The organism is Komagataeibacter melaceti, assembly GCF_003403295.1.
GTDB lineage: Bacteria > Pseudomonadota > Alphaproteobacteria > Acetobacterales > Acetobacteraceae > Komagataeibacter > Komagataeibacter melaceti.
Map to the genome: position 1 here is coordinate 43,317 of NZ_QUWV01000033.1, position 21,481 is coordinate 64,797.

19 protein-coding genes are annotated in these 21,481 nt (G+C 63.1%); 7 read left to right on the forward strand and 12 right to left on the reverse strand.

Annotation, left to right across the window (positions count from 1 at the left end):
- Positions 1-282 precede the first annotated feature (282 nt).
- Positions 283-1,320, forward strand: coding sequence for an adenosylcobinamide-phosphate synthase CbiB (cbiB, locus tag DY926_RS04330; RefSeq protein ID WP_186336076.1), 1,038 nt, complete (start codon positions 283-285; stop codon positions 1,318-1,320).
- 247 nt (positions 1,321-1,567) lie between these two features.
- On the opposite strand, the gene DY926_RS04335 is transcribed toward cbiB, so the two are convergent.
- The 3 genes from DY926_RS04335 to cobU are packed head-to-tail and all read right to left on the reverse strand — an operon-like array spanning position 1,568 to position 4,193.
- A complete protein-coding gene (locus tag DY926_RS04335; protein ID WP_116702248.1) occupies positions 1,568-3,049 on the reverse strand; it encodes a cobyric acid synthase in 1,482 nt (493 codons plus the stop codon).
- The gene (cobO, locus tag DY926_RS04340) at positions 3,049-3,657 is read right to left on the reverse strand and encodes a cob(I)yrinic acid a,c-diamide adenosyltransferase (protein WP_116702249.1); all 609 of its coding nucleotides are present in this window, start codon (positions 3,655-3,657) and stop codon (positions 3,049-3,051) included. The genes DY926_RS04335 and cobO overlap by 1 nt, the downstream gene beginning before the upstream one ends.
- Entirely contained in the window at positions 3,654-4,193 is a 540-nt protein-coding gene (gene cobU, locus DY926_RS04345) for a bifunctional adenosylcobinamide kinase/adenosylcobinamide-phosphate guanylyltransferase (protein ID WP_241503055.1), read from the reverse strand. The genes cobO and cobU overlap by 4 nt, the downstream gene beginning before the upstream one ends.
- A 52-nt stretch (positions 4,194-4,245) precedes the next feature.
- Here cobU and cobT point away from each other — a divergent pair, with 52 nt between their 5' ends.
- Both cobT and cobS read left to right on the forward strand, forming a co-directional pair.
- The gene (cobT, locus tag DY926_RS04350; RefSeq protein WP_116702250.1) at positions 4,246-5,274 is read left to right on the forward strand and encodes a nicotinate-nucleotide--dimethylbenzimidazole phosphoribosyltransferase; all 1,029 of its coding nucleotides are present in this window, start codon (positions 4,246-4,248) and stop codon (positions 5,272-5,274) included.
- Positions 5,271-6,023, forward strand: a complete 753-nt coding sequence (gene cobS, locus DY926_RS04355; RefSeq protein WP_116702251.1) for an adenosylcobinamide-GDP ribazoletransferase — start codon at positions 5,271-5,273, stop codon at positions 6,021-6,023. Before cobT ends, cobS begins: the two co-directional genes overlap by 4 nt.
- On the opposite strand, the gene DY926_RS04360 is transcribed toward cobS, so the two are convergent.
- On the reverse strand, positions 5,920-6,576 hold the full coding sequence (locus DY926_RS04360) for a histidine phosphatase family protein (RefSeq protein WP_116702252.1): 657 nt from the start codon (positions 6,574-6,576) through the stop codon (positions 5,920-5,922). The genes cobS and DY926_RS04360 overlap by 104 nt on opposite strands.
- A 275-nt stretch (positions 6,577-6,851) precedes the next feature.
- Between DY926_RS04360 and DY926_RS04365 the strand changes: the two genes are divergently transcribed.
- Positions 6,852-8,096, forward strand: coding sequence for a restriction endonuclease (locus DY926_RS04365; RefSeq protein ID WP_116702253.1), 1,245 nt, complete (start codon positions 6,852-6,854; stop codon positions 8,094-8,096).
- Positions 8,097-8,112: 16 nt separating this feature from the next.
- Here the strand turns inward: DY926_RS04365 and DY926_RS04370 are convergent, their stop codons facing one another.
- Positions 8,113-9,000: a hypothetical protein gene (locus tag DY926_RS04370; protein ID WP_186336078.1), complete on the reverse strand. Its 888-nt coding sequence runs from the start codon at positions 8,998-9,000 to the stop codon at positions 8,113-8,115.
- Between the two features lie 378 nt (positions 9,001-9,378).
- On the opposite strand from DY926_RS04370, the gene DY926_RS04375 reads away from it, so the two are divergent.
- The gene (locus DY926_RS04375) at positions 9,379-10,830 is read left to right on the forward strand and encodes an amino acid permease (protein ID WP_116702255.1); all 1,452 of its coding nucleotides are present in this window, start codon (positions 9,379-9,381) and stop codon (positions 10,828-10,830) included.
- Between the two features lie 279 nt (positions 10,831-11,109).
- A complete protein-coding gene (locus DY926_RS04380; RefSeq protein ID WP_241503059.1) occupies positions 11,110-12,063 on the forward strand; it encodes a hypothetical protein in 954 nt (317 codons plus the stop codon).
- A gap of 9 nt (positions 12,064-12,072) precedes the next feature.
- Here DY926_RS04380 and DY926_RS04385 read toward each other — a convergent pair whose 3' ends face one another.
- The 4 genes from DY926_RS04385 to DY926_RS17995 form a co-directional block, all read right to left on the reverse strand.
- Entirely contained in the window at positions 12,073-13,074 is a 1,002-nt protein-coding gene (locus DY926_RS04385) for an asparaginase (protein WP_116702256.1), read from the reverse strand.
- 324 nt (positions 13,075-13,398) lie between these two features.
- On the reverse strand, positions 13,399-14,664 hold the full coding sequence (locus DY926_RS04390) for an acyl-CoA dehydrogenase family protein (RefSeq protein ID WP_116702257.1): 1,266 nt from the start codon (positions 14,662-14,664) through the stop codon (positions 13,399-13,401).
- A 54-nt stretch (positions 14,665-14,718) separates the two neighbouring features.
- Positions 14,719-15,945, reverse strand: a complete 1,227-nt coding sequence (locus DY926_RS04395) for an MFS transporter (protein WP_116702258.1) — start codon at positions 15,943-15,945, stop codon at positions 14,719-14,721.
- Between the two features lie 352 nt (positions 15,946-16,297).
- Entirely contained in the window at positions 16,298-16,429 is a 132-nt protein-coding gene (locus DY926_RS17995) for a hypothetical protein (RefSeq protein ID WP_274541788.1), read from the reverse strand.
- Positions 16,430-16,637: 208 nt separating this feature from the next.
- Here DY926_RS17995 and DY926_RS17220 point away from each other — a divergent pair, with 208 nt between their 5' ends.
- A complete protein-coding gene (locus DY926_RS17220) occupies positions 16,638-16,802 on the forward strand; it encodes a hypothetical protein (protein WP_158551918.1) in 165 nt (54 codons plus the stop codon).
- Between the two features lie 107 nt (positions 16,803-16,909).
- Here DY926_RS17220 and DY926_RS04400 read toward each other — a convergent pair whose 3' ends face one another.
- The 3 genes from DY926_RS04400 to DY926_RS04410 all read right to left on the reverse strand — a co-directional run bounded on the left by DY926_RS04400 (position 16,910) and on the right by DY926_RS04410 (position 21,442).
- Positions 16,910-18,586 (reverse strand): alpha-keto acid decarboxylase family protein, encoded by a 1,677-nt coding sequence (locus tag DY926_RS04400; protein ID WP_241503056.1) that lies wholly within the window; start codon positions 18,584-18,586, stop codon positions 16,910-16,912.
- A 50-nt stretch (positions 18,587-18,636) separates the two neighbouring features.
- A complete protein-coding gene (locus tag DY926_RS04405; protein WP_116702259.1) occupies positions 18,637-19,977 on the reverse strand; it encodes a B12-binding domain-containing radical SAM protein in 1,341 nt (446 codons plus the stop codon).
- Between the two features lie 589 nt (positions 19,978-20,566).
- Positions 20,567-21,442, reverse strand: a complete 876-nt coding sequence (locus tag DY926_RS04410) for a pyruvate, water dikinase regulatory protein (protein ID WP_408886031.1) — start codon at positions 21,440-21,442, stop codon at positions 20,567-20,569.
- Positions 21,443-21,481 lie beyond the last annotated feature (39 nt).

A 21,481-nucleotide genomic window follows, 5' to 3' on the forward strand; every position in this document is an offset into this window, starting at 1 on the left:
TTTTTGGGCAAAAGCCTCCCCGGAAAATTTCCTGATAATTTACACGATGTTTTTGTCATCAGGCTTTCGCAAACACTCCTGTACGGGTCCATCTGGCATGATGCGCCAGGCATTGGCCGGATGGGCGTCCTCAAAAACAGGGAACACCAGAAATACAGGATATTATATTACGGACGTTTTATTAATACATGGAATTATACAATAAACATGTAGCAGATTTCCCATCCGATATTCATTCCCCTCTCCTTGACCCGGCACATTCCCCGCAATATCCACGCACGCATGCATCTTTCCCTTTTTACATGCCGCAACGTCGCCACTGCCTGCATCGCATCCGTCACCGATGCGCTGATCGGCTATCCACAGGCGCTGGTCAGCCGGATCGGGCATCCGGTCATGTGGATCGGCCACCTGATCGACAGGCTTGATATGGGCCTCAACCGCCCTGCCCTGCCGCCTGCGCGCCGCAGGGCCAATGGCTTTATCGCGGCGGGACTGATCGTGACAGTGCCGACACTCTCGGCCCTGCTGGCGGAACGGGTATTGAGGCGCGTGCTACCCCGCTGGCTGGCGCTTCCGGTCACGGCGCTGATGGCGGGCACGCTGGTCGCACAGCGATCCCTCCATGACCATGTGCTGGCGGTTGCACGGGCGGCGGAGGACAGCCTGCCCGCCGCACGTCAGGCTGTTTCCCACATTGTGGGCCGTGATCCCGAACAGCTTGATGAGGCGGGCGTGCTGCGTGCGGCGACCGAGACACTGGCGGAAAATTTTTCCGATGGCATCGTCGCTCCCCTGTTCTGGATGGCGGCGGGGGGCCTGCCGGGCGCGGTGTTCTACAAGGCCACCAACACGGCTGACAGCATGATCGGCCACCGCACCCCCCGGCATGAAGCCTTTGGCTACGCCGCCGCCCGGCTGGATGATCTGGTCAACCTGCCTGCCTCCCGCCTTTCGGCGCTATGGATCATTCTGGCGGCAGCCACCATGCGCGGCATGGATGCAGGCGGGGCGCTGCGCATCCTGCGGCGGGACGCCACGACCCACCGTTCCCCCAATGCAGGCTGGCCAGAAGCCGCGATGGCGGGCGCGCTGGGCATACGCCTGTCCGGGCCGCGCGCCTATAATGGCGTAAGTGTCGATGAACCATGGGTCGGGGATGGCAACGCCACGCTACGCCCGCAGGACCTGTACCGTGCGCTGGCGCTATACCGCCGTGCCTGCCTGATCCAGACCCTGGCGGGCCTTGCCGGGCTGGGGCTGCTCACGCGCAGTGTGCAGCGGCGGAAAGGAAAACATTTGCCCCCCTTGCGCGGCTGAACGCCTGAATCCTTCCCTTTTTCGCGACCATGCCGCCCCGATCCGGCTGCCGGATGCGGAACAGGCTGGCATTGCCTTAAGGAACTGTTTGAAACAGCCAATCCACGAAACGTCCTGTAATCATAAGGAAGTTTTTGGTGAAGCTTTTTTCAAAAAGCTTCAGGAAACGCCGCCCTTTTGAAAAAAGACAGCGCCCCGAAACTTTTATTTTTTATCAACCAGTTGCTTTCAAACAGCCTCCAGGGGCCTATGCCGCCCGCACCGGGCGCGCCATTTCCAGCAGGCCGTCAATATCAAGATGGGCTTCCATATGGTCGGCCAGCGCATCCAGCGCGGCATCGACTGTCCTGTCATGGTCATGCCCGCAGGAACGTGCGCCCAGCCGCGCCAGCAATGTCGTGCGGGCCGCGCCATCGGCCAGCAGGCCATGGACATAACTGCCCCATACCCGGCCCGATGGACTGACCGCGCCATCATACCTGTCACCCAGGTCAATCAGCGGGCGGTTGATATGGTCGGGGCCGGTGGTGCGGCCAATATGCATTTCATAACCGCGCACACGGGCGCGTTCCGGCAGCAGGTGACCGCTGACCTCCTCAAGCCGCTTGCTGCCTTCCAGCACGGTTGTCACATCCAGCAGGCCCAGCCCGTCCACCCTGCCGGGCGGCCCCTCGATCCCGGCGGGATCGGCAATGCCGCGGCCCAGCATCTGGTAACCACCGCATATGCCCATCACATGCCCGCCACGGCGCACATGGGCGTGAATGTCGATATCCCACCCCTCGCGCCGCAGCGCCGCCAGATCGGCAATCGTGGCCTTGGCGCCGGGCAGGATAACCAGATCACAGTCCGGCAGCACACGCCCGCGCGGCACCATGGTCAGGGATACATCAGGCTCAGCCGCCAGCGGGTCCAGATCATCAAAATTGGCGATCATGGGCAGACAGGGCACGGCAATGCGCAGCTTTGCCTGACCCGCCCCCTTCCCCGTCGCGCCGGGGGCAAGGTCGGCCGCATCCTCCGCAGGCAGGTCACGCACGCGGTCGAGAAAGGGCAACAGGCCAACGGCGCGCCAGCCGGTCATGCGGGCGATTTCGGTCATGCCGGTGGCGAACAACTCCGGGTCCCCACGCATGCGGTTGACGATAAAGCCCTTTATGCGCCGGGCATCCTGCGCCGCCACCACATTCGCCGTGCCCACGAGGCTCGCGATCACCCCACCCCGATCAATATCGCCCACCAGCACCACATCAATATCCGCCGCCTGCGCAAAGCCCATATTGGCAATGTCATCCGCGCGCAGATTGATTTCGGAGGCGGAACCCGCCCCCTCCACCAGCACGATATCGGCCTGCGCCGCCAGTTCATGGAAGCTGGCCAGTACCTCCGGCATCAGCCCGCGCTTGAAGCTCTGGAAATCACGCGCACGCACCTGCCCGCGCATCTGGCCGCGCACCACCAGTTGCGATCCCGTCATGCCCTGTGGTTTGAGCAGGACCGGGTTCATGGCCACCGACAGCGGCACCCCGCAGGCCCGCGCCTGCAGGGCCTGCGCGCGCCCGATCTCACCACCATCAGCGGTCACGGCAGCATTGTTGGACATGTTCTGCGGCTTGAACGGGCGCACTCCCAGGCCCCGGCGCGTCAATGCACGGGCAAGCCCCGCCACCAGCACGGACTTGCCCACGCTGGAGCCGGTGCCCTGAAACATGAGGGCTTTCGCCACCATCAGAACTCGATCCCGGCCTGCGCCTTCACGCCCTTGCGGAAGTGATGGGCCACCTGCGTCATTTCGGTTACCAGATCGGCGGCTTCGATCATGGCGGGGCGGGCGTTGCGGCCGGTCACCACCACGTGCTGCATGGGCGGGCGGGCGGCGATGTCGGCCAGTACCTCCGCAATGGGCAGGTAGTCATAACGCAGGGCGATATTGAGTTCGTCCAGTATCACCATCGCCACGTCCGTCCGCGCAAGGGCGCGGCGCGCCTGCTCCCATGCGGTGCGGCAGTTGGCGATGTCACGCGCGCGGTCCTGCGTGTTCCATGTAAAGCCCTCGCCCAGGGCATGCCATTCCACCTGGTCGCCAAAACGCTCCAGCGCCTTGCGCTCCCCCGTATTCCATGCGCCCTTGATGAACTGGATCACCACCACGCGGCCGCCATGGGCCAGCGTGCGCAAAGCCATGCCAAAGGCTGCGGTGGATTTCCCCTTGCCCGCGCCGGTATGCACGGCCAGCAGCCCTTTTTCTATGGATTTGCCACTGACCTCACGGTCCTGCACTTCCTTGCGCTTCGCCATTTTTTCACGGTGGCGGATTTCTTCGGGGGTAAGGGTCATTTCAGCTCCATTGGCAGGCCAGCCACCACAAAAACAACACGCGCGGCCTCACGCGCAACAGCCTGATGCAGCAGGCCGGCCTCATCACGGAAGCGGCGCGCCAGCGCATTGTCAGGCACAATGCCCTGTCCCACCTCGTTGGAGACCAGAACCGTAGGCCCCATCCTGCGCGCCAGCGCGGCAAGCAGGCCATGTGTCGCCTGCGCGATGTCGTGCTCACCCAGCATGAGGTTGGTCAGCCACAGGGTCAGGCAGTCCACCAGCACGGGAGCAGGCCCGGCAGCGTCCAGCGCCCCGGCCACGTCCAGCGGGGCCTCGAGCGTGCGCCAGCCCTCGCCACGCCGGGTCTGGTGGGCCGCCACCCGCCCCGCCATTTCGGCATCATGCGGCTGGCATGTGGCGATATAGCACCACGGGGCGGGCCAGCGGTTGAACAGCCCCTCGGCAAAGCGGCTCTTGCCTGATCGCGCGCCGCCCAGAACAAGCGTGCATGCGCCAAGGCCGGTCTGCGCGTCATGCGCGCGGGGCGCTTCCATTTTATCGGTCACCATCTTGCATCGTGGCGCATAAGACCACACAACACCGTGTATGCCATCCCGTCTTTCCCTTCCATGCGACATGCGCGCCCTGCACGCGCTGTGCCGTGACCTGCCCCCGCCTGACATGGTGGCCGATGCCGCCATTGCCCGCCATGACAGCCAGTTGACCAAGCCCCCCGGCAGCCTTGGCCAGCTTGAATCCCTGGCCCGGTGGGCAGGCCGGTGGCAACGCACGGATCGCCCCCGCGCCGAGCGGGTGGATATCATCGTCTTCGCGGGCAATCACGGCGTGACCGCGCAGGGTGTGACACCATGGCCGAGCGATGTCACGCGCCAGATGGTCATGAATTTTCGCAATGGCGGGGCCGCCATCAACCAGATCGCCCGCGTGGCCAGCGCACGCCTGCGGGTTGTCGAGGTGATGGACCTTCGCCCCACCGCTGATTTCACACAGGCCCCGGCCATGGATGAAGCCAGCTTCCTCCACGCCGTAACAACAGGCATGCAGGCCGTGCGGCCCGGCACCGACCTGCTGTGCCTGGGCGAGATGGGCATTGGCAACACAACCCCCGCCGCCGCCATGGCCGCGGCCCTGTTTGGTGGTGGCGGCGACAGATGGGCGGGACGCGGCACCGGACTGGATGAGGATGGCGTGCGCCACAAGGCACAGGTCATTGACCGCGCCCTGGCGCGGCACGCAGCTGCCCTGACCGACCCGCTGGCCATTGCCCGCCATGTGGGCGGCCATGAACTCGCGGCCATGATGGGGGCCACCATTGCCGCGCGCCATCTGGGCATTCCGGTGCTGGTGGATGGTTATATCTGTACGGCAGCGGTAGCGCCGCTGTACCTGCTGAACCCGCAGGGGCTGGCCCATACGTGGCTGGCCCACTGCTCGGCTGAAGGGGGACATGCGGATCTGGCCCGGGAACTGGGCATGCGGCCCCTGCTTGATCTGGACCTGCGGCTGGGCGAAGGCTCGGGCGCGGGGCTGGCCATTCCGCTGGTGCGTGCGGCCATTGGCTGCCTGTGCGGCATGGCGACCTTCGCCCAGGCCGGGGTAGGCGGCGGCGAATGAGCGCGGCGGCCCGCCTGCGCGCCGATCTGGTCTGTGGCATCGGCCTGCTGACCCGGCTGCCCACGGGCTGGCTGGCGCGGAACGGGCTGCCCTATTCCATGGCGCGCAGCATCTGGTGCTGGCCGCTGGTGGGCGCGGGGCTGGGTACTGCCGCCGCGGGGCTGTACGCCGGACTGCTGTGGCTGGGCATCCGCCCCCTGCCCGCAGCCGGGTGGAGCGTGGGCATGCTACTGCTGCTGTGTGGCGGCCTGCATGAAGACGGGCTGGCCGACATGGCCGATGGATGCGGCGGGGGCACGGAGCGCGCGCGCAAGCTCGAGATCATGCGTGACAGCCGGGTGGGCAGCTACGGGGTAATGGCGCTGGTGGTGGCCCTGCTGGTACGGATCACGGCATTGGCGGCCATGCCGGGCATGACCGCCATGGTGGTCCTGCCCGCAGCCGGCGCGCTGGCCCGCGCCAGCATGGTCGGGCTGTTATGGCGCCTGCCGCCCGCACGTGCCGATGGGCTGGCCAGCACCATGCCCCACCTGCCCCGTCGCGCGCTGATGGCCTGCCTGTGCCTGGCCGGTAGTGTGATGGCGCTGCTGCTGCCCGGCCCGCGCATGCTTGTGGCCGGTGCGGTGGCGATCGTGGCCACCAGCGTCATGTGCGCGTTGGCGCGATGGCAGATCGGTGGCCAGACCGGAGATGTTCTTGGTGCAACGGCAGTCGTGACGGAATCTGCGGTTCTGACCGCCCTGTGCTGAACGTATCCTCCCCCTGCTCCAGAACCCGGACCGAGCCCATGGGGGGAGAGGGCGCAAGCAGGCTGCCGGGCATGCCACGGGCCATGCCCTGCATGAGACGCAGCGGCCCGCCATGGGTTATGATGCCGCAGGGCTGGGCGCATTGCTGCATATCCGCCCAGAACCGTCCCACCCGCGCACGCAGGTCAAGCCCGCTTTCCCCACCGGGTGGTGCGAAGCCGCTGACATCGGCGGCCCATTCATCAAGTGCCGCGCGGGGGATATGCGCCCAGGGGCGGCCCTCCCACTCCCCGAAGCTGATTTCACGCAGACGTGAATCCACCTTCAGTTCCAGATCCATGAACCGCGCCACGCGTTCAGCCACCATCAGGCAACGCCGCGCGGGAGATGAAAACAGGACCCGGCACCCCACGCCCTGCATGACGGTGCGCAGCCCGTCGGCCATGCGCTCCCAGCCAGCGGCCAGCGGCACGTCACTGTGGCCGTAACACAGGCCCTCCGCACCCATAACGGCGGGATGGCGTGCCAGCACGATTGCAAAACGCTCAGTCATCCGCACCTGCCTTCCAACGTGACCCCATGAACATCCGCGAAGTTCATGAACATCACCATAAGATGGATAAGGGGGCAGCTACCCGGCAGGAACATGCCGCCTTGCGCCGCACCGCCAGTTGCACCACACCGGAACGGAGCATACAGGACCGGATAAAGCGTGTTTACAAAAAGTGACGCATTCTGCATATCGGCGGCAGCACCTCATCCATCTCGGTTTTTTAAAACCCCGGCTCTGCACCAGCCAACTTCCAGACCGGAAGGATAAAGATCACCATGCGCGTATGGGCCGCCGCCTGTCTGCTCATGTGCCTGCCAGCCAGCGCGAACGCCGCCGGACTGTTTGGCGCAACCCATCCCACGCTGGCCTGCGGGGATGACGTGATCCTGCGCGCCCTGTCCGATCCCGCCACCACGGCCACGCAGACACCCGCATCCCGCGCCGCGCTGGCCAGCCAGGGCAACTGCCATGCGGTCACGCCTGATACCCGCTGGGAACGGATCGCCAACCGCAACGGCCTGCCCCTGATGCGGCGCGTGCCCCCCGAACCGGGGCTGCCGCCGCTCTATTTCATGACCGGCGACATCGCCCCCCTGCCCGCAACACAACCCGCCACGACGCCACCCGCCGCCGGGCACGCCACGGAACATGCGCCCACCCCCGCCGATGCCGCGCCCACGCCCGACACCGCCACGCAGGCTGAAGAAAAACGGCCCGGCCCGCCGCCAGTTATCGTGCAGCCGGTGGATACGCTGCTCTCGACCGACATCTTCTTCAAGACATGGGGGTTCCAGAAGCTGGGGTCGCTGATCCTGACCGCGATGCTGGTGGGCACGGGCACGTGGGTGCTGGTGGTGATCGTACGGGCCTGCCGCCTCCTGCTCCGCCGCCGCAGGGCCATAAGGATATGCATGGAGCAGGTGGAGCGGCACCGCCCGATGCTGGCGCGCTGGCACGCCCGGGCGGAAAGCATGACGGCCCGCGGCACGTGGGACATGCAGATGGCGCATTTCGTGCGCACCACCCTCATGCCCGCGCTGGACCAGCACGGGCTGGCCCTGCTGTGGCCCGCCATACAGAAAAATGTTCAGGCCCATATCGCCACGCTGGCCGCGCGCACCGACCATGGGCCCGCCGCGGCCACCACGCCGCCCGAGCTCTACCACCCGGACATGAACCAGGCGGAATACGCGGCTTTCTGCTCACAACTGATTGGCAGCGCCGGTTGGGAAACGCACCCGCCACTGGCCACGGGGCTGGGGTCGATCATCCACTGCAGGCGGAACGGGCTGAAAATGCTGGCCCATTGCTGGATTGACCGCAAACCCGTGACCGATGACGTGATCAGGCTAGGCATAAAGGAAAAGACCGAAAGCCGGGCCAATATCGGCATCATCATTTCCAACGCCCCCTATACGCAGGACGCCCTGCTGCTGGGCCGCAAGCATCATATTTTCCTGCTGCACCATGAGGATGTGTTCAGGTTCACCTCCGGCATAGAGGTGCCGGACGTGGCCTGACACGCCCAGTAGGGCGTTAGTCGCGCGCCTGCTGTTCCGCCAGTGCGTTGAAACACAGCGCCACGCCCTGCGCCTGCGCGGGGCTGGAATCAAAAAAATGCGTCTCCTGCGGCTGTTTCTGGCCGGTAATGCGCTGGCTGCAGTAATCGAACACCGCATGGCTGTCGCGCAGGCGGGTGCAGGCAAGCAGGTGGGCAAAGCTGACATAACCGGCATGGTCATGCCGCGCCGTTACATACGCCGCGCACTGGCGGAGCAGCGGGGGGGAGACCCTGCGCGCCATGATGGTGGCGTAGGCTGCTTCCTCCTGCGTGGTGCAGGCGGCCACGCGGGCCGGGTCATGCGCCGAGGCACAGTAGCTGGCCATCGCGCCGTGCAGGTACCCGCCTTCCGTTGCACTATGCGCCCATAGTGCATCGGCAACGCGGCGGTAATGGAATATGGCGGCGCTGCGAGTGGGGGAAATGGCGCGGAACGGCACGGAACGTGAGCCACAGTACAGGGTCATGTGATAACTGTCGGGCTGGTCCGGCTGGGTGCTGAAATCCAGATACAGGGGATTGAGGGGCGGCGGGCACAGGCGCTGGCCGGAGGGCATGACCGGGTTCTGCCCGTAATCCACCCGATAGACGAGATGGTCCCCGTCCCCCTGCTCCAGCATGACCTCAAGCTGTTCACCATTGGTCAGGTCAATCCCGTTTTCCGACAGGCGCAGCTCACCCGTTCCGGCGGCTGTCCGGTCATCTGCGGGTTGCAGGACAAAATATTGCGGGGCGTCCTGCGCCAGTTCGCTGGTATCGAACCGTTCGTTATCGGCATGGGCGGGAACGATGGTCGGCACGGTGGCGGCCAGCATCAGGACCGGCCAGCACAGGCGAGGTTTTGAAAACGGTCTGTCAGGCATATGGACGCTGCTCTTTTATATGATTACACAGGCGGCAATGACTGCGGGTTCTCGATATTTCCGACCAATATTCAGGCAGAATGCCCTATTTAAGGCTGATCTGCTTGCCAGCCACCATGCTGTCTGACACTCTTCACGGCAAAACGGATACCTGATGCTGCATGATTTTTCCTACCGTCCCTTCCGCGCCTGATATCCGGGACCGTACGATGCCGATCCTTTCACCGCCCGGCCATATCCGCCAGCATCCATACTCACAGGTGCCCGACCTCTGTACAGCACCCGCCCCGATCGCGACAATGCCCATATCCGCCCGCACCCACGGCGGCATGCCGCATGCCCGCCCCTGTCCGTGACCATCATGACGGAGACCCCAGCATGAGCATACCCGACCCCGTGGCCGAGGACAGCACCCACCTCCTGCCTGAACAGGACGAGGGGTACCACAAGGGGCTGGGCAGCCGCCAGATCCAGATGATCGCCATTGGCGGCGCGATCGGGACCGGGCTTTTCCTTGGCGCGGGCTCACGCCTGCAGATGGCGGGGCCATCGCTTGCGCTGGTTTACCTGGTGTGCGGCGCCTTTTCGTTCCTGATCATGCGCGCACTGGGCGAGCTGGTGATGTACCGCCCCACCTGTGGCAGCTTCGTGTCCTATGCGCGTGAGTTCCTGGGGGAAAAGGCGGCGTTCGTGGCTGGGTGGCTGTCGTTCCTGAACTGGGCCATGACCGGCATTGTCGATATTACCGCCGTGGCGCTGTACATGCATTTCTGGGGCACGTTTGCCGGTGTGCCGCAATGGGTGTTCGCCCTCATGGCCATGTGCATCGTCACCACGCTGAACCTGGTGGGGGTGAAATGGTTCGGGGAGATCGAGTTCTGGTTCTCCCTCATCAAGATCGTGGCGCTGTGCCTGTTCCTGATCGTGGGCAGCGTCATACTGGGCGTGCGCATGCCGGTGGCGGGACACCAGACGGGGCTGCACCTGATTGCTGAAAATGGCGGGATTTTCCCCCACGGGCTGTTACCCTGCCTGCTGCTGGTGCAGGGGGTGGTCTTTGCCTATTCGGGCATAGAACTGATCGGGACCGCGGCAGGGGAATGTGCCGATGTGCGCACGGTGCTGCCCCGCAGCGTCAATAGCGTCATCTGGCGGATCGGACTGTTTTACGTGCTGTCGGTCGTGCTGCTGGTCTGCCTGCTGCCATGGACGGCCTATCGGGCAGGCACCAGCCCGTTCGTCACGTTCTTCCAGGCCCTTGGCGTGCCGGGGGTCGATACGATCATGAATATCGTGGTGCTGACTGCGGCGCTGTCCAGCCTCAATTCGGGGCTGTACTCCACCGGCCGCGTCCTGCGCGCCATGGCGCTGGGTGGGGCTGCGCCGCAGGGGCTGGCGCGGCTCAATTCCAGTTCGGTGCCCGCCAATGGCATCGTGCTGACCGGCGTGGTCTATCTTGTCGGGGTCATGCTGAATTATGTCGTGCCATCGCAGGTGTTCGAGATCGTTCTGAACATGGCGGCGCTGGGCATTATCAGCACATGGGCCTTCATCCTGCTCAGCCAGATCAGGCTACGGCAGGCCGTGCGCGCGGGGCGCATCGCCTCCGCCGGGTTTGAAATGCCCGGCGCGCCCTTCACCTCCTGGCTGACGCTGGGTTTCCTGGGGTGCGTGGTCATACTGATGGGGCTGGATTACCCCAACGGCACGGCCACGCTGGTCAGCACGCCACTGGTCGCGGTGCTGCTTATGCTTGGCTGGAAATACATGGCCCGTACCCGGCCCACGGCGCCGCCGCAGGCTGAACCCGCCCCACCTTCCGCGCCATGACACGGCCGCATACCCCGGGAGCGGGACCGTGATGCCCTGATCCCTTCCATCACGGCTATCCTGCCCCGTCACGCACCCTACCTGCCCAACAGGAAATAACCCTTCGCCATGCCTGCCTTATGGCGCGCCCCCATGTCCACATGCCGGGGTCGCGCATCATTACGCATACCGTTGACCCCACGGAAAACCGGCGCCCGCCCCACCGGGCACTTACCCCGCATGATGGTGCGGGGGACTTTCCCCTTCCTTATCGCGTCAGCCCTTGTGCTGTTCGGGTGCATGGCATCCGGTCGGGCGGCAAATACGGGTAATGGCAAGGCGGGCGGTTCGCAGGGAACGCACGAGAATTTCGAACAGTGGTACACCGGCTCCCTTGTCTCCCCCTCTGGCGCGTTGACGCGGAAAGGGGTTTTTGCGTGGGAACCCTATTTTTTCTACAGCCAGCCCGTGGGCTATCTGGACCATGCGGGCCGGAGCGCGCCACTTGGGAACAGGGCGCACAGCGTGGCGAACCTGACGCTGTACAAATATTCCATCACGGATTCGATCAGCCTGCAGGTTACACCCACCATCTCGTATGGCTGGCGCAGGGGGCATGGCACGACCAGTGGCCTGAAAATGGGCGACCTGCCCGTGGACCTGATGTGGCGCTACCTCAACGCTGATCCCGAACACTTCATTCCGGCGCTGAGCCTGTTTGCGGGCGTGGCGTTCCCCACCGGGGATTACAGCAGGCTGGGCCGCGATGAGGATGGCGTAGGCACCGGCACCTATACCTTTCGCGTGGCGCTGACGGAGCAGTCCACCTACACCCTGCCCGGCCACCATGCCCTGCGCCTGCGCATGTGGGGTACGTTCCGCCGCGCGCTGACACAGGCCCGTATTGCCGATACCAGCAGCTATGGCACCTCCGCCGGGTTCAGGGGGCTGGCGCATCCGGGCATGTATGGAGAGAGCGGGTTCTCGCTGGAATACGGAATCAGCCAGAAATGGGTCATGGCCATGGACCTGGCGCGTGACTGGGCCAATGGCGCCGTGGTGCGGGGCTACACGGCGCAGGGCAGGTACCAGCACACGGTGGGCGAAGCATCGGGGGACTGGGTGATCGCCCCCGCGATTGAATATAACTGGTCGCCGCGCTTCGGTATCATCGTAGGGGTCACGGCCATGTTCGCGGGGCATGATACCGGGCGGGTCATCTCGCCACAGGCGGCGTTCAACAGCACGTTCTGAGCATATGCATCAGGGCATGTCGAACAGTGCCTGAATGGCGTCCTTGTCCAGCCCTGCCATCAGGGCCAATATGAGCAGGATGCGGGCCTGCCGGGGGCGCATGTGGCCTGCTGCCAGAATCCCGCGCTGGCACAGTTCATGCCGCCGCACCACCCCGCCGCTATAACCGCTACTGGCCTGCACCACCACGACACCCGCCGCCACGGCGGCGTCAAATGCCGCATTTTCCGCGGGCGTGCACAGGCCCGGCAACATACCGGCCGAGACAAGGCCCCGCGCCCCGGCGGCAACAAAAGCCTGTATCGCCACGCCATCCGCCCCCACATGGCTGTAGCAGATATCCACGCGCGGAATGTCACCGCCCGCAACATAACCCCGGGGCCAGCCCACATGCCTGCGGTACCCCGCACCGCGCCCGAAGAAGACCCGGTTCGCCTCCACCATGCCAAGGGGACCGAAATCGGGGGAGCGGAAGGTCTCAAGCTGATATGTCGCAGCCTTGGTCACTTCCTGCGCAGCATGAATTTCATTATTGGCCACCACCAGAACGCCCCGCCCCACGGACTCGGGGGCCGACGCCACCAGCAGGGCTGCGTACAGGTTGGCCGGGCCATCCGCGCTGATCGCGCTGGCCGGACGCTGCGCACCGACAATCACGACGGGACAGGGCACATCGAGCACCAGATCCAGAAAACAGGCCGTCTCCTCCAGCGAGGACGTGCCATGCGTAATGACAACACCCGCAAGGTCGGGCTGTGCCGCAACCGTCTGGCTGACCAGTTCGGCCAGCGCGAACCAGTCCGGCAGGGTCATTTTCACGCTGTCGCAATCTGAGAAGGTCATGCCACGGACCTCGAAACGCGCCCGGACATCCGCTGGCAGCGCATTGAGCAGGTCGCTGCCACCAAGGCTTGTGCCCATCTCCCCGTAATCGACCGTATCACGCGGGTCCATGGCCTGACGGGCGATGGTGCCGCCGGTGGCGATAATGGCTATGATGGGTCGGTTCATGGGGGTTTCATATCTTTCAGTCATGGCCCGGTCGGGCCTTGCCTATGGGAAGGTTCATATATCTCGAAAATAAGGGCACAGTCCCGGCTGGCCGGAGGTGGAAAGTGTTTCCCTTATTTGTCAGGTATAAAAAAGAATATTTTTCTTAGAGACTGCCTGAAAAGCCAATCCACGGAACGTCCTGTAATCATAAGAAAATTTTTGGTGACGCTTTTTGCAAAAAGCTTCAGGAAACGCCGCCTTTTTGAAAAAAGGAGGCACCCAGAAACTTTTATTGTTTTTTATCAATCGGTTGATTTCAAACAGTCTCTTAATCCCCACAGTTTACTGGTACAGGCCCGGCTCAGGTATCCAGCCTGTCAGCAGGTGCCGGCCGACTTCCGCGTTTTTCCAGTCCACCGGATCGTGCACGGACAGCGTGCGGGCGTCGCGCCAGTAGCGATCCAGCCCGAGTGCCGCATCCGTGCCCCGCGCGCCTGTGGTGCCGGGGGCTTCGGTCGTGGCGCGCAGGGCGGCGCGCGTGGCGACCGAGCGCGCGGCACTTGCCGCCATGGCCACCGCGTTGCGCGTTACCTGACCATGTTCATACCCATCCAGCATCCGTCCCGCCTGCATGACACTGCAATAGGCCGCAAACAGGTCCGTGCCGATCTCACCCAACTGGCGGCGGATATAGGGGTCCTGATCCGCATGCTCCACGCCAGCAGCACCCCACGGGCGGGCATGTTCGGGCACGAAGGCACATACGGCCCGCAGCACGGCGATGCCGATTCCGGTCAGGATGGCGCTGAACCCGGCCTGAAAACGCAGGCTGACATGCTGGGGCAGAACGGCATCGGGGGAGAGGGCGTTCCATCCGTCATCCACCCGGACCTGATCCAGTGTGACGGTGCCTGAATCGGTCGCACGCTGGCCCATACGGTTCCAGTCATGATGGAAGACAAGTCCCGGCGCGTCACGTGGCACCAGATCCATGCGCACGCCCGCGCGCAGGTTGCCAGCCTTGTGCGCCCGCACCGGATCGAAGGAGGAAACGGCGACCAGATCCGCGCCCGATGCACCGGTTGCGTAAATCTTGCAGCCCGATATGCAATATCCGCCTGCCGGGTCGGGCCGCGCCAGTGTCTGCATGAAACTGTCCGCCGTGCGCCCGTTCTCGGCCACCGCCATGCCCAGAATCATATGCTCATCGACAATGCGCCGCGCCAGTAGTGCGCGCAGGGCGTGGGGGGAATAGACGAATATCTCCCGCACCAGATCATCATGCACCTTGTAAATCTGGGCTACGGCCGGGTCGGCCACGGCCATGCGCAGCATGAGTTCGAGCGAGAGTTCCTGGCTTGCTCCCATCCCGCCCCATGCGCGCGGCAGGGCAAGGGCAAGGACGCCTGTGCGCTTGAGCGCGGCAATGGCCTGATGGGGGTAGCCCCCGGTGCGGTCGCGCTGCGCCGCCGTGGGGGCTATTTCGGTATCCAGCACATGCTGCACCCGTTGCAGGACTTCTGCTTCAGCTCCCTCCACCCGCCGGGTGGGGAACAGGTCACGGAACAGGGGGGGCAGTTCGTGCCCTTCAGCCGATGCGCGGGTCATGCCCCACGATAGGAAGGATGGGGCGGGGCATCAAGCGCCCTGCCCCATCGCGGCCTAGCCGCCCGCCTGCCTGCGGGCGGCGGCGCGGATGTCGCTCAGTGTCAGCAGCCACATCATGAAGCCGCCCATGGCCAGGCAGGCCCCGACCCAGCCCACGGATTCCCAGCCAAGACCCACGCTGATCGCCATGCCCCCCAGCCAGGGGCCGATTGCATTGGCCATGTTGAACGCGCTCTGGTTCAGGGCGGCGGCAAGGCTCTGGGCATTCACCGCCACGCTGAGCAGCCGGGACTGGATGACGGTGCCAAGCCCGCCGCCACAGCCGATCATGAACACGATGGGCATCATGCCCCACACGGAATGGACCGAACCGGGAAAACCGGCCAGCGCCGCCGCATTGACCAGCAGCGTGCCCCCGATGGTGGGCATCATCTTGCGGTCAGCCGCCCAGGCGCAGGCCATGGTGCCCACGGTCATGCCCACGCCGAATACCGCCAGCATGACAGGTGTCATGTAGGCTGGCGCGTGCGTCACTTCCTGCAGGATGGAGGCGAGATAGGTATAGACACAGAAGATGCCGCCAAAACCCACGACGCCAATGCCCAGCGTCAGCCAGACCTGCCGGTTACGCAGGGCGCGTATCTCCATCATGGCGCTGGCATGCGGGCGCGGCGGGTCGGTCGGCACAAACCACATGATCAGCAGCATGGTACACAGCGCCAGCGCCGCAATCAGCACGAACGCCCAGCGCCACCCCACGACAAGGCCCAGCCCGTTCGCCATGGGCACGCCACCAATCGTGGCGACGGTCAGCCCCAGCACGACCCGCGCCACGGCCTGCGTGCGCCGGTTTTCCGGCACCAGCGAGGACGCGACAATACCCGCCGTGCCGAAATAGGCCCCGTGCGGCAGCCCGCTTATGAAGCGACACAGCAGAAGACATACGTAATTGGGGGCCAGTGCGGTCAGGCCATTGCCCAGCACGTAGAGCAGCATCATCCCGATCAGCAGGTATTTACGGCTCTGCCGCGCGCCCAGCATGGCGATCAGCGGCGCGCCAACGCACACGCCCGCCGCATAGGCCTCGATCGCATGGCCCGCCTGCGGCACGGAAACGTGCATGCCGGTCGAAATCATGGGCACAAGACTCATGGCCGCGAATTCAGCGGTACCGATGGCAAAGGCACCCAGCGCCAGAATAAAGAAAATCAGGGTGGTGTGGACGGAATGGGGAACAGGCGCGTGCGCCCCTTTCCCATGGTGGGTCTTTGTAGCTGTCATGCGCGTGCTCTGGACAAAAATAAAAAAGGCGCACCTGCGTACGCCGTCACATTTTTGGCCGATACACCCATGCCGACCTGCCTACAAGCCCGTCAGGCCCAAAGTATTCATGCCATGGCGCGAATATATGCCACGAGAGGCCGGAAAACGTTTCTTCCAGGCCATATTTCACATTTTATCAAACCATATATTGGCCTGATGCGCCCGGCCTGCCATGCGGGCCTGAAATGCAGGCATAAAAAAAGACGCCGCAGCGTCTGTTCGTTTTTCATGTCGTGCGCCCGCCGCCGCCGGCCATTCCCACATGGCGTGGGAATTCCGGCTGCACGGGTGTCAGGACAGACCCCGTGGCTCAGGCAGCGCGATCGGAAACGATCGTAGCGATCATCAGGGTGGCGATCACGGGCAGGAAGGCAACCATGGTCAGCGAAGACATGGTGTTCACGGAGTGGGCGATCATGGTGCTGATATTTTCAATAAACATAGTTCTGTTTCCCAAGTGTTGCGTTGATGAGCGGAACACAACACAAGACCCCGGACCGCATCAATAAAAATCATCAATAACAGCTTTATACCGGCCTATTGATTGCGTTTTTCCAATGAAATTGGTGAACAATAAACAACCAATACTCAGGACAGCCGCCTGTTCTCTTTCAGGCAGGCGGAATTGATGCCGATAAAAGCAGCACATCATGCAGGGAGCATTTTCGGGGATAAAAATGGCGATTAAAAACTGTGCAGAAGCACAACAATTAATCACACTTCATCACGTTTTCGTGATCCAAGTTTTCCGCTCTTTTGGGCCTGACGGCAGGCTGGCGGGCGACATCTGGATGATGATCCATCGCCCCGTCTGAAAACTTGCGTATTTTCAATAGCCTGCGCCAGCCCTGCCGTCCAGCATAAAAAACAGGCTATTCTCCATTCCGGGCAAAAGTGAACGATACCCGGTCAGCCATGGCGCTTACGGGGCGTCGGGGGTACCGAATCCGTAATCATAGTGGCGCACGGCCTGCCCCATCGCGGCCATCCCCGCCGGGGCATCCATGGGCGTAAAGCCGACCTCGACAAAAGCCAGACCTTCATGCCCGGCCACGCGTGTCAGGGCGGCATCAAGCTCCTTCGCATTACCCACGCGCAGGGATAACGGTGCCGGGCCCTTCCCCAATGCGGCGGGCAGGGCCGCGTAATCCCAGTCGGCAATGTCGTTATAGGCCGCCTGCGGGCCAAGGATCATCCGTTCGATGGTGTAGCCGCCGTTATTGATCAGAAACACCACGATATTGCACTGGTGGCGCAGCAGGGATGAGAGTTCCTGCGCCGTCATCTGGAACGATCCGTCACCAATGAACAGGACATGCCGCCGCCGGGGCGTGGCGAGGCAGGCCCCAAGGGCGGCTGGCAGCGAATAGCCAATGGCGGCCCAGACCGGCTGGACCAGCAGGCTGCACTGTTCCGGCAGGTGCGCATGCAGCATGGCCACCATGGAAGAGCCGTTATCCGCCAGCACGACATCACCGGCCCGCAGGAACGGTTCCACCGCGCGCCAGAACGCGGCCTGCCCCCATTCCTCCCCCGCAGGTGATGAAAGCGCGGGGCTGCCCGACACCACCTGCTGTTGCAGCCGGGTGGTGGGCGGCTGTTCACCCTGCCGCCGGACCATGGCGTCAAGCAGGTTGGCAGCCGTTATGCCCTGAATGTTTTCCCCGTTGCTGGTCAGGCTGAAGGGCTGCACATCCACCATGGCCCCGGGCAGTATGTGCTGTGAGAAATAGCCGGATGTTGAATCCACAAACCGCACGCCCAGCCCGATCACGCAGTCCGAAGCATGTACATACGCCGCGACTTCGGGTGCCGAGGCCATGCCGCCATACTGCCCCAGCCACAGCGGGCCGGATTCCGCCACCAGCGTACGCCCGGTGGACAGCGCGGCATAGGGAATGGCGTAGCGCTCACAAAACCGCAGCACCTCTGCCCCAAGCCCGTACTGGCGCACCATGGCGTCAATAAGCACGACCGGGCGCTTCGCCCGCGCCAGCCGCTGCGTCAGACATTCCACGGCCCTGGCCAGAAGAGCCGGGTCCGATGCCTGCGACGCAAGGACAGGCGGCGGCGCATCGACCTCGGCAAAACAGATGTCGGAGGGAAACTGGATATAAACCGGGCGTCGGGCCACCTGCATGGCGTTGAGCACCCGGTCCGTCTCCATCGTAGCACTGGCGGGATGCAGGCGGGTGCTGGCGGCGGTGAACTGGCGGTAGCAGGTCATGACGTTGTCATAATCGCCATCGGCCAGCGTATGATGCACCAGCGCACGGGACTGCACGGCATGAAGCGGCGGCATGCCCGAAATCACGACCAGCGGCACGCCTTCGGCACAGGCTCCCGCCACGGCGGACAGAGCGGACAGGTCACCCACCCCATAGGTCACCAGCACCGCGCCCACGCCACTGAGCCGTGCATCCCCATCCGCCGCATAGGCGGCGTTGAGTTCATTGCACGTGCCGATAAACCGGATATCGGGCGTGCGTTCAATCAGATCAAGGAATTCGAGGTTGTAGTCCCCGGGGACACCATAAATGCGCGAAACACCATACTGTCGAAGCCGCCCAAGCAGCATGGTGCCGATTGATTCGCGCATGTTTTCATCCCTGTCCGTTGTCCATACCGGCCGGAAGTGGCCGGTGGATCTCAGTAGATATCAAAATCATTGTTACCCGTGGATGAAAAGGCCATGCGCCGTTCCGTCATGTTCAGAATCCACGTTGCCATTTCCGAGCGCGTGCGCGGGAACGGCAGGCGGTGCATCATGGAACGCATGCTGTAGAACTTGCGGTACATCCCCTGGATGCGCTGCTCCATCTGGCCGGGCGTGCAGTTCTTGGGCCAGATATGGCAGACCTGACCCGGCCAGCGGTCAATGTCATCAGGGTCGATGATCCGGCCCGCCTTCTTCATCCGCTCGAACAGGGCCGTGCCCTTGGTCGGGGTCAGGATATTGAAATAGGCGGCAGGCACCTTGTGCGCCTCAAGGAAGGAGAGGGTCGCGTCATAGACATCGGGGTGTTCGTTATCAAACCCGAAGATGAAGTTGAGCGAGTAGCTGATGTCGCGCTTGCGCAGGTTCTCGAACATCTCGCCATAACGGCTGGCCTTGTTCCAGCCTTTCTTCATGTCCTGAAGCATATCGGCGTCGATGCTTTCCACGCCAATGTTGACGTGCATCACGCCACTGCGGCGCGCGAGGTCAAGGAATTCGGTATCAAGGCACAGGTTGGATGACCAGAGCGTGGACCAGCGGATCTTGAGCGGTACCAGCCCTTCCATAAGTTCCATCGCGCGGCTTTTCTTGCCGCCGAAATTACTTTCACCAAAGAAGAAGTGGCTGCTCTTGTTCTTGATCCGCTCAAGCTCGCTGACCATCTGGTCCACCGGACGCCAGCGGAAACGGCCACCGAGATAGAAGCGCTCGGAACAGAAATCACACACAAAGGGGCACCCGCGCGAGGACTGCACGGCAAATGTGCGGAAAGGCCCGAATTTTTTCAGGTCCAGCAGGTCATAACGGGGTGCCGGAAGGTTGTTGAGTTCCTTGAGCGGGGCGGCGCGATAGATTTTCTGCAGCCTGCCGGCGGCGGCATCTTCCAGCATGGTGCGCCAGATGGGTTCGGCCTCGCCCACACCGACCGCGTCGCAATGTTCGGCGGCTTCATCGGCATAAAAGAACACATGCGGCCCGCCCATGATCACCTTGACGCCACGCCTGCGGAACTCGGCGGCGATATCGTACGCACGCGGGGAATGCAGCGTCCATGCGCTCAGGGCGACGACATCAACGGGGGTATCGAAGTCGATATCCTCCAGCTGCTCGTCCAGCAGCGTGACGGTCCATTCGGGCGGGGTCAGCGCGGCAAGGTACGGCAGGGCGAGGGGCACCATCTGTCGTCGCTTGGTTTTGAAAATGGTCCTGTCGGTCTTGGACCGGTAATGCGAAGGCTGGATGATCAGCAGCTTGAGATCTGTCTTGGACATGCTTCAGCTCTATAGACCCGACTGTGGAAAAATACATGGGATAAGTAATGTTTTGTTATATCGTACAATTTCTGTCCGACTTGTCCACTACCAGAGGGTGAAGCACACCCCTGTGGGCAGTTCCAGATATGATTTTACGAATGACTTATATTTATGTTTTTTATTATTATTTATTTGGTTTATCTGATTTTTATTTCTTTATTATTTTTTATTTACTGAAATAAATTATATTCATCCGCATGCAGAGCGATGATACACATATCTGGTTTCAATCTGATGCATGCCTGCGGGCAGCGGAACGCGGAGTCATGATGACAGCATCGCGTAACCGACTCAGCATGCGCCCCGCACGGCCCTGCCGTTCGTGAAAAAATGACCCGGCCGTCGGAATGGCAGATTCCGCCCAGGGCGCATCATGCGCCGCCAAGGTTCGTGCCGCTGTTGTGGGGAATTCAGGAAAATTGCAGGACCGGCAGCGGGCTGCATGCTGGACGGAAACGATAGTTCCGCCTTAGGGCCGCAGAGTTATTCCCTGCCGCTTTTTATAAAGGGGAAGACAGGGGATCATCACTGCCCTTCCCCGCCCGCCTTACATATCGTGATCCGGCAGTTTGTAGTCCCTGCCGTCATGTTCGAGCATATCTATGATGGCGGCCGCCGTCTCCTCAACCGAACGGTGGGTGACGTTGATGACCGGCCATTTATGCCGCGCGCACAGGCGCCGCGCCCAGTGCAGTTCCTCATGCACGCTTTCGGGGTCGATATAGGGCTTAACCAGATTTTCCGACATGCCGGGGGCCGACACCGAACGCCCCGGCAGCATCATGCCCACGCGGGAGCGGCGGATTTCCAGCAACGTATGCGGGTCGATCGTCAGGCCAACCACCAGACCCGGAAAGTCCTCCAGCCCGACGGGCAGCGGGGCATGGGGCACCAGCGGAATATTGGCGGCCCGAATGCCGCGATTGGCAAGATAGAAGCAGGTTGGCGTCTTTGACGTGCGCGACACGCCCACCAGAATGACATCCGCCTTGGCAAGGTCGGTCGCTTTCTGGCCGTCATCATGCGCGATGACGTACTGCATCGCGTCAATGCGCCGGCGGTAGGTATTGTCCATGACATACTGGCCGCCCGGATGGCGTTCCGCCACAATCCCGGTCTGCTGTTCCAGAAAATGGATCGTGCCATCAAGTATGTTCTTGACCTGCACTCCCACCCGGGCACACCCCTCACGCAGCATGGCCTGAAGGTCGGGTGATGTCAGCGAGGACAGGACCGGGCCCGGTTCCGCCCTGATCCCGGCCAGCACGCGACCCACCTGCATGCGGGTGCGGACCAGGTTCCAGTTGCGGGGGGAAAATTCGGTTTCCTGAAACTGTGCGCCACAGGCGCGCATTACGGCTTCAAGCGCCTGCCCTGTCGCCTCGGATACCAGATGCAGGATGATCGGCTCTGCGTCACTCATGGTGCTGCCTGACATGATAACGCCCCGCCATGATGGCGG

Coding starts and splice junctions, on each gene's coding strand:
- cbiB (WP_186336076.1), top strand. CDS start 283: ATGCATCTTTCCCTTTTTACATGCCGCAACGTCGCCACTGCCTGCATC.
- DY926_RS04335 (WP_116702248.1), bottom strand. CDS start 3,049: ATGGTGGCGAAAGCCCTCATGTTTCAGGGCACCGGCTCCAGCGTGGGC.
- cobO (WP_116702249.1), bottom strand. CDS start 3,657: ATGACCCTTACCCCCGAAGAAATCCGCCACCGTGAAAAAATGGCGAAG.
- cobU (WP_241503055.1), bottom strand. CDS start 4,193: ATGGAAGCGCCCCGCGCGCATGACGCGCAGACCGGCCTTGGCGCATGC.
- cobT (WP_116702250.1), top strand. CDS start 4,246: ATGCCATCCCGTCTTTCCCTTCCATGCGACATGCGCGCCCTGCACGCG.
- cobS (WP_116702251.1), top strand. CDS start 5,271: ATGAGCGCGGCGGCCCGCCTGCGCGCCGATCTGGTCTGTGGCATCGGC.
- DY926_RS04360 (WP_116702252.1), bottom strand. CDS start 6,576: ATGACTGAGCGTTTTGCAATCGTGCTGGCACGCCATCCCGCCGTTATG.
- DY926_RS04365 (WP_116702253.1), top strand. CDS start 6,852: ATGCGCGTATGGGCCGCCGCCTGTCTGCTCATGTGCCTGCCAGCCAGC.
- DY926_RS04370 (WP_186336078.1), bottom strand. CDS start 9,000: ATGCCTGACAGACCGTTTTCAAAACCTCGCCTGTGCTGGCCGGTCCTG.
- DY926_RS04375 (WP_116702255.1), top strand. CDS start 9,379: ATGAGCATACCCGACCCCGTGGCCGAGGACAGCACCCACCTCCTGCCT.
- DY926_RS04380 (WP_241503059.1), top strand. CDS start 11,110: ATGGCATCCGGTCGGGCGGCAAATACGGGTAATGGCAAGGCGGGCGGT.
- DY926_RS04385 (WP_116702256.1), bottom strand. CDS start 13,074: ATGAACCGACCCATCATAGCCATTATCGCCACCGGCGGCACCATCGCC.
- DY926_RS04390 (WP_116702257.1), bottom strand. CDS start 14,664: ATGACCCGCGCATCGGCTGAAGGGCACGAACTGCCCCCCCTGTTCCGT.
- DY926_RS04395 (WP_116702258.1), bottom strand. CDS start 15,945: ATGACAGCTACAAAGACCCACCATGGGAAAGGGGCGCACGCGCCTGTT.
- DY926_RS17995 (WP_274541788.1), bottom strand. CDS start 16,429: ATGTTTATTGAAAATATCAGCACCATGATCGCCCACTCCGTGAACACC.
- DY926_RS17220 (WP_158551918.1), top strand. CDS start 16,638: ATGCAGGGAGCATTTTCGGGGATAAAAATGGCGATTAAAAACTGTGCA.
- DY926_RS04400 (WP_241503056.1), bottom strand. CDS start 18,586: ATGCGCGAATCAATCGGCACCATGCTGCTTGGGCGGCTTCGACAGTAT.
- DY926_RS04405 (WP_116702259.1), bottom strand. CDS start 19,977: ATGTCCAAGACAGATCTCAAGCTGCTGATCATCCAGCCTTCGCATTAC.
- DY926_RS04410 (WP_408886031.1), bottom strand. CDS start 21,442: ATGAGTGACGCAGAGCCGATCATCCTGCATCTGGTATCCGAGGCGACA.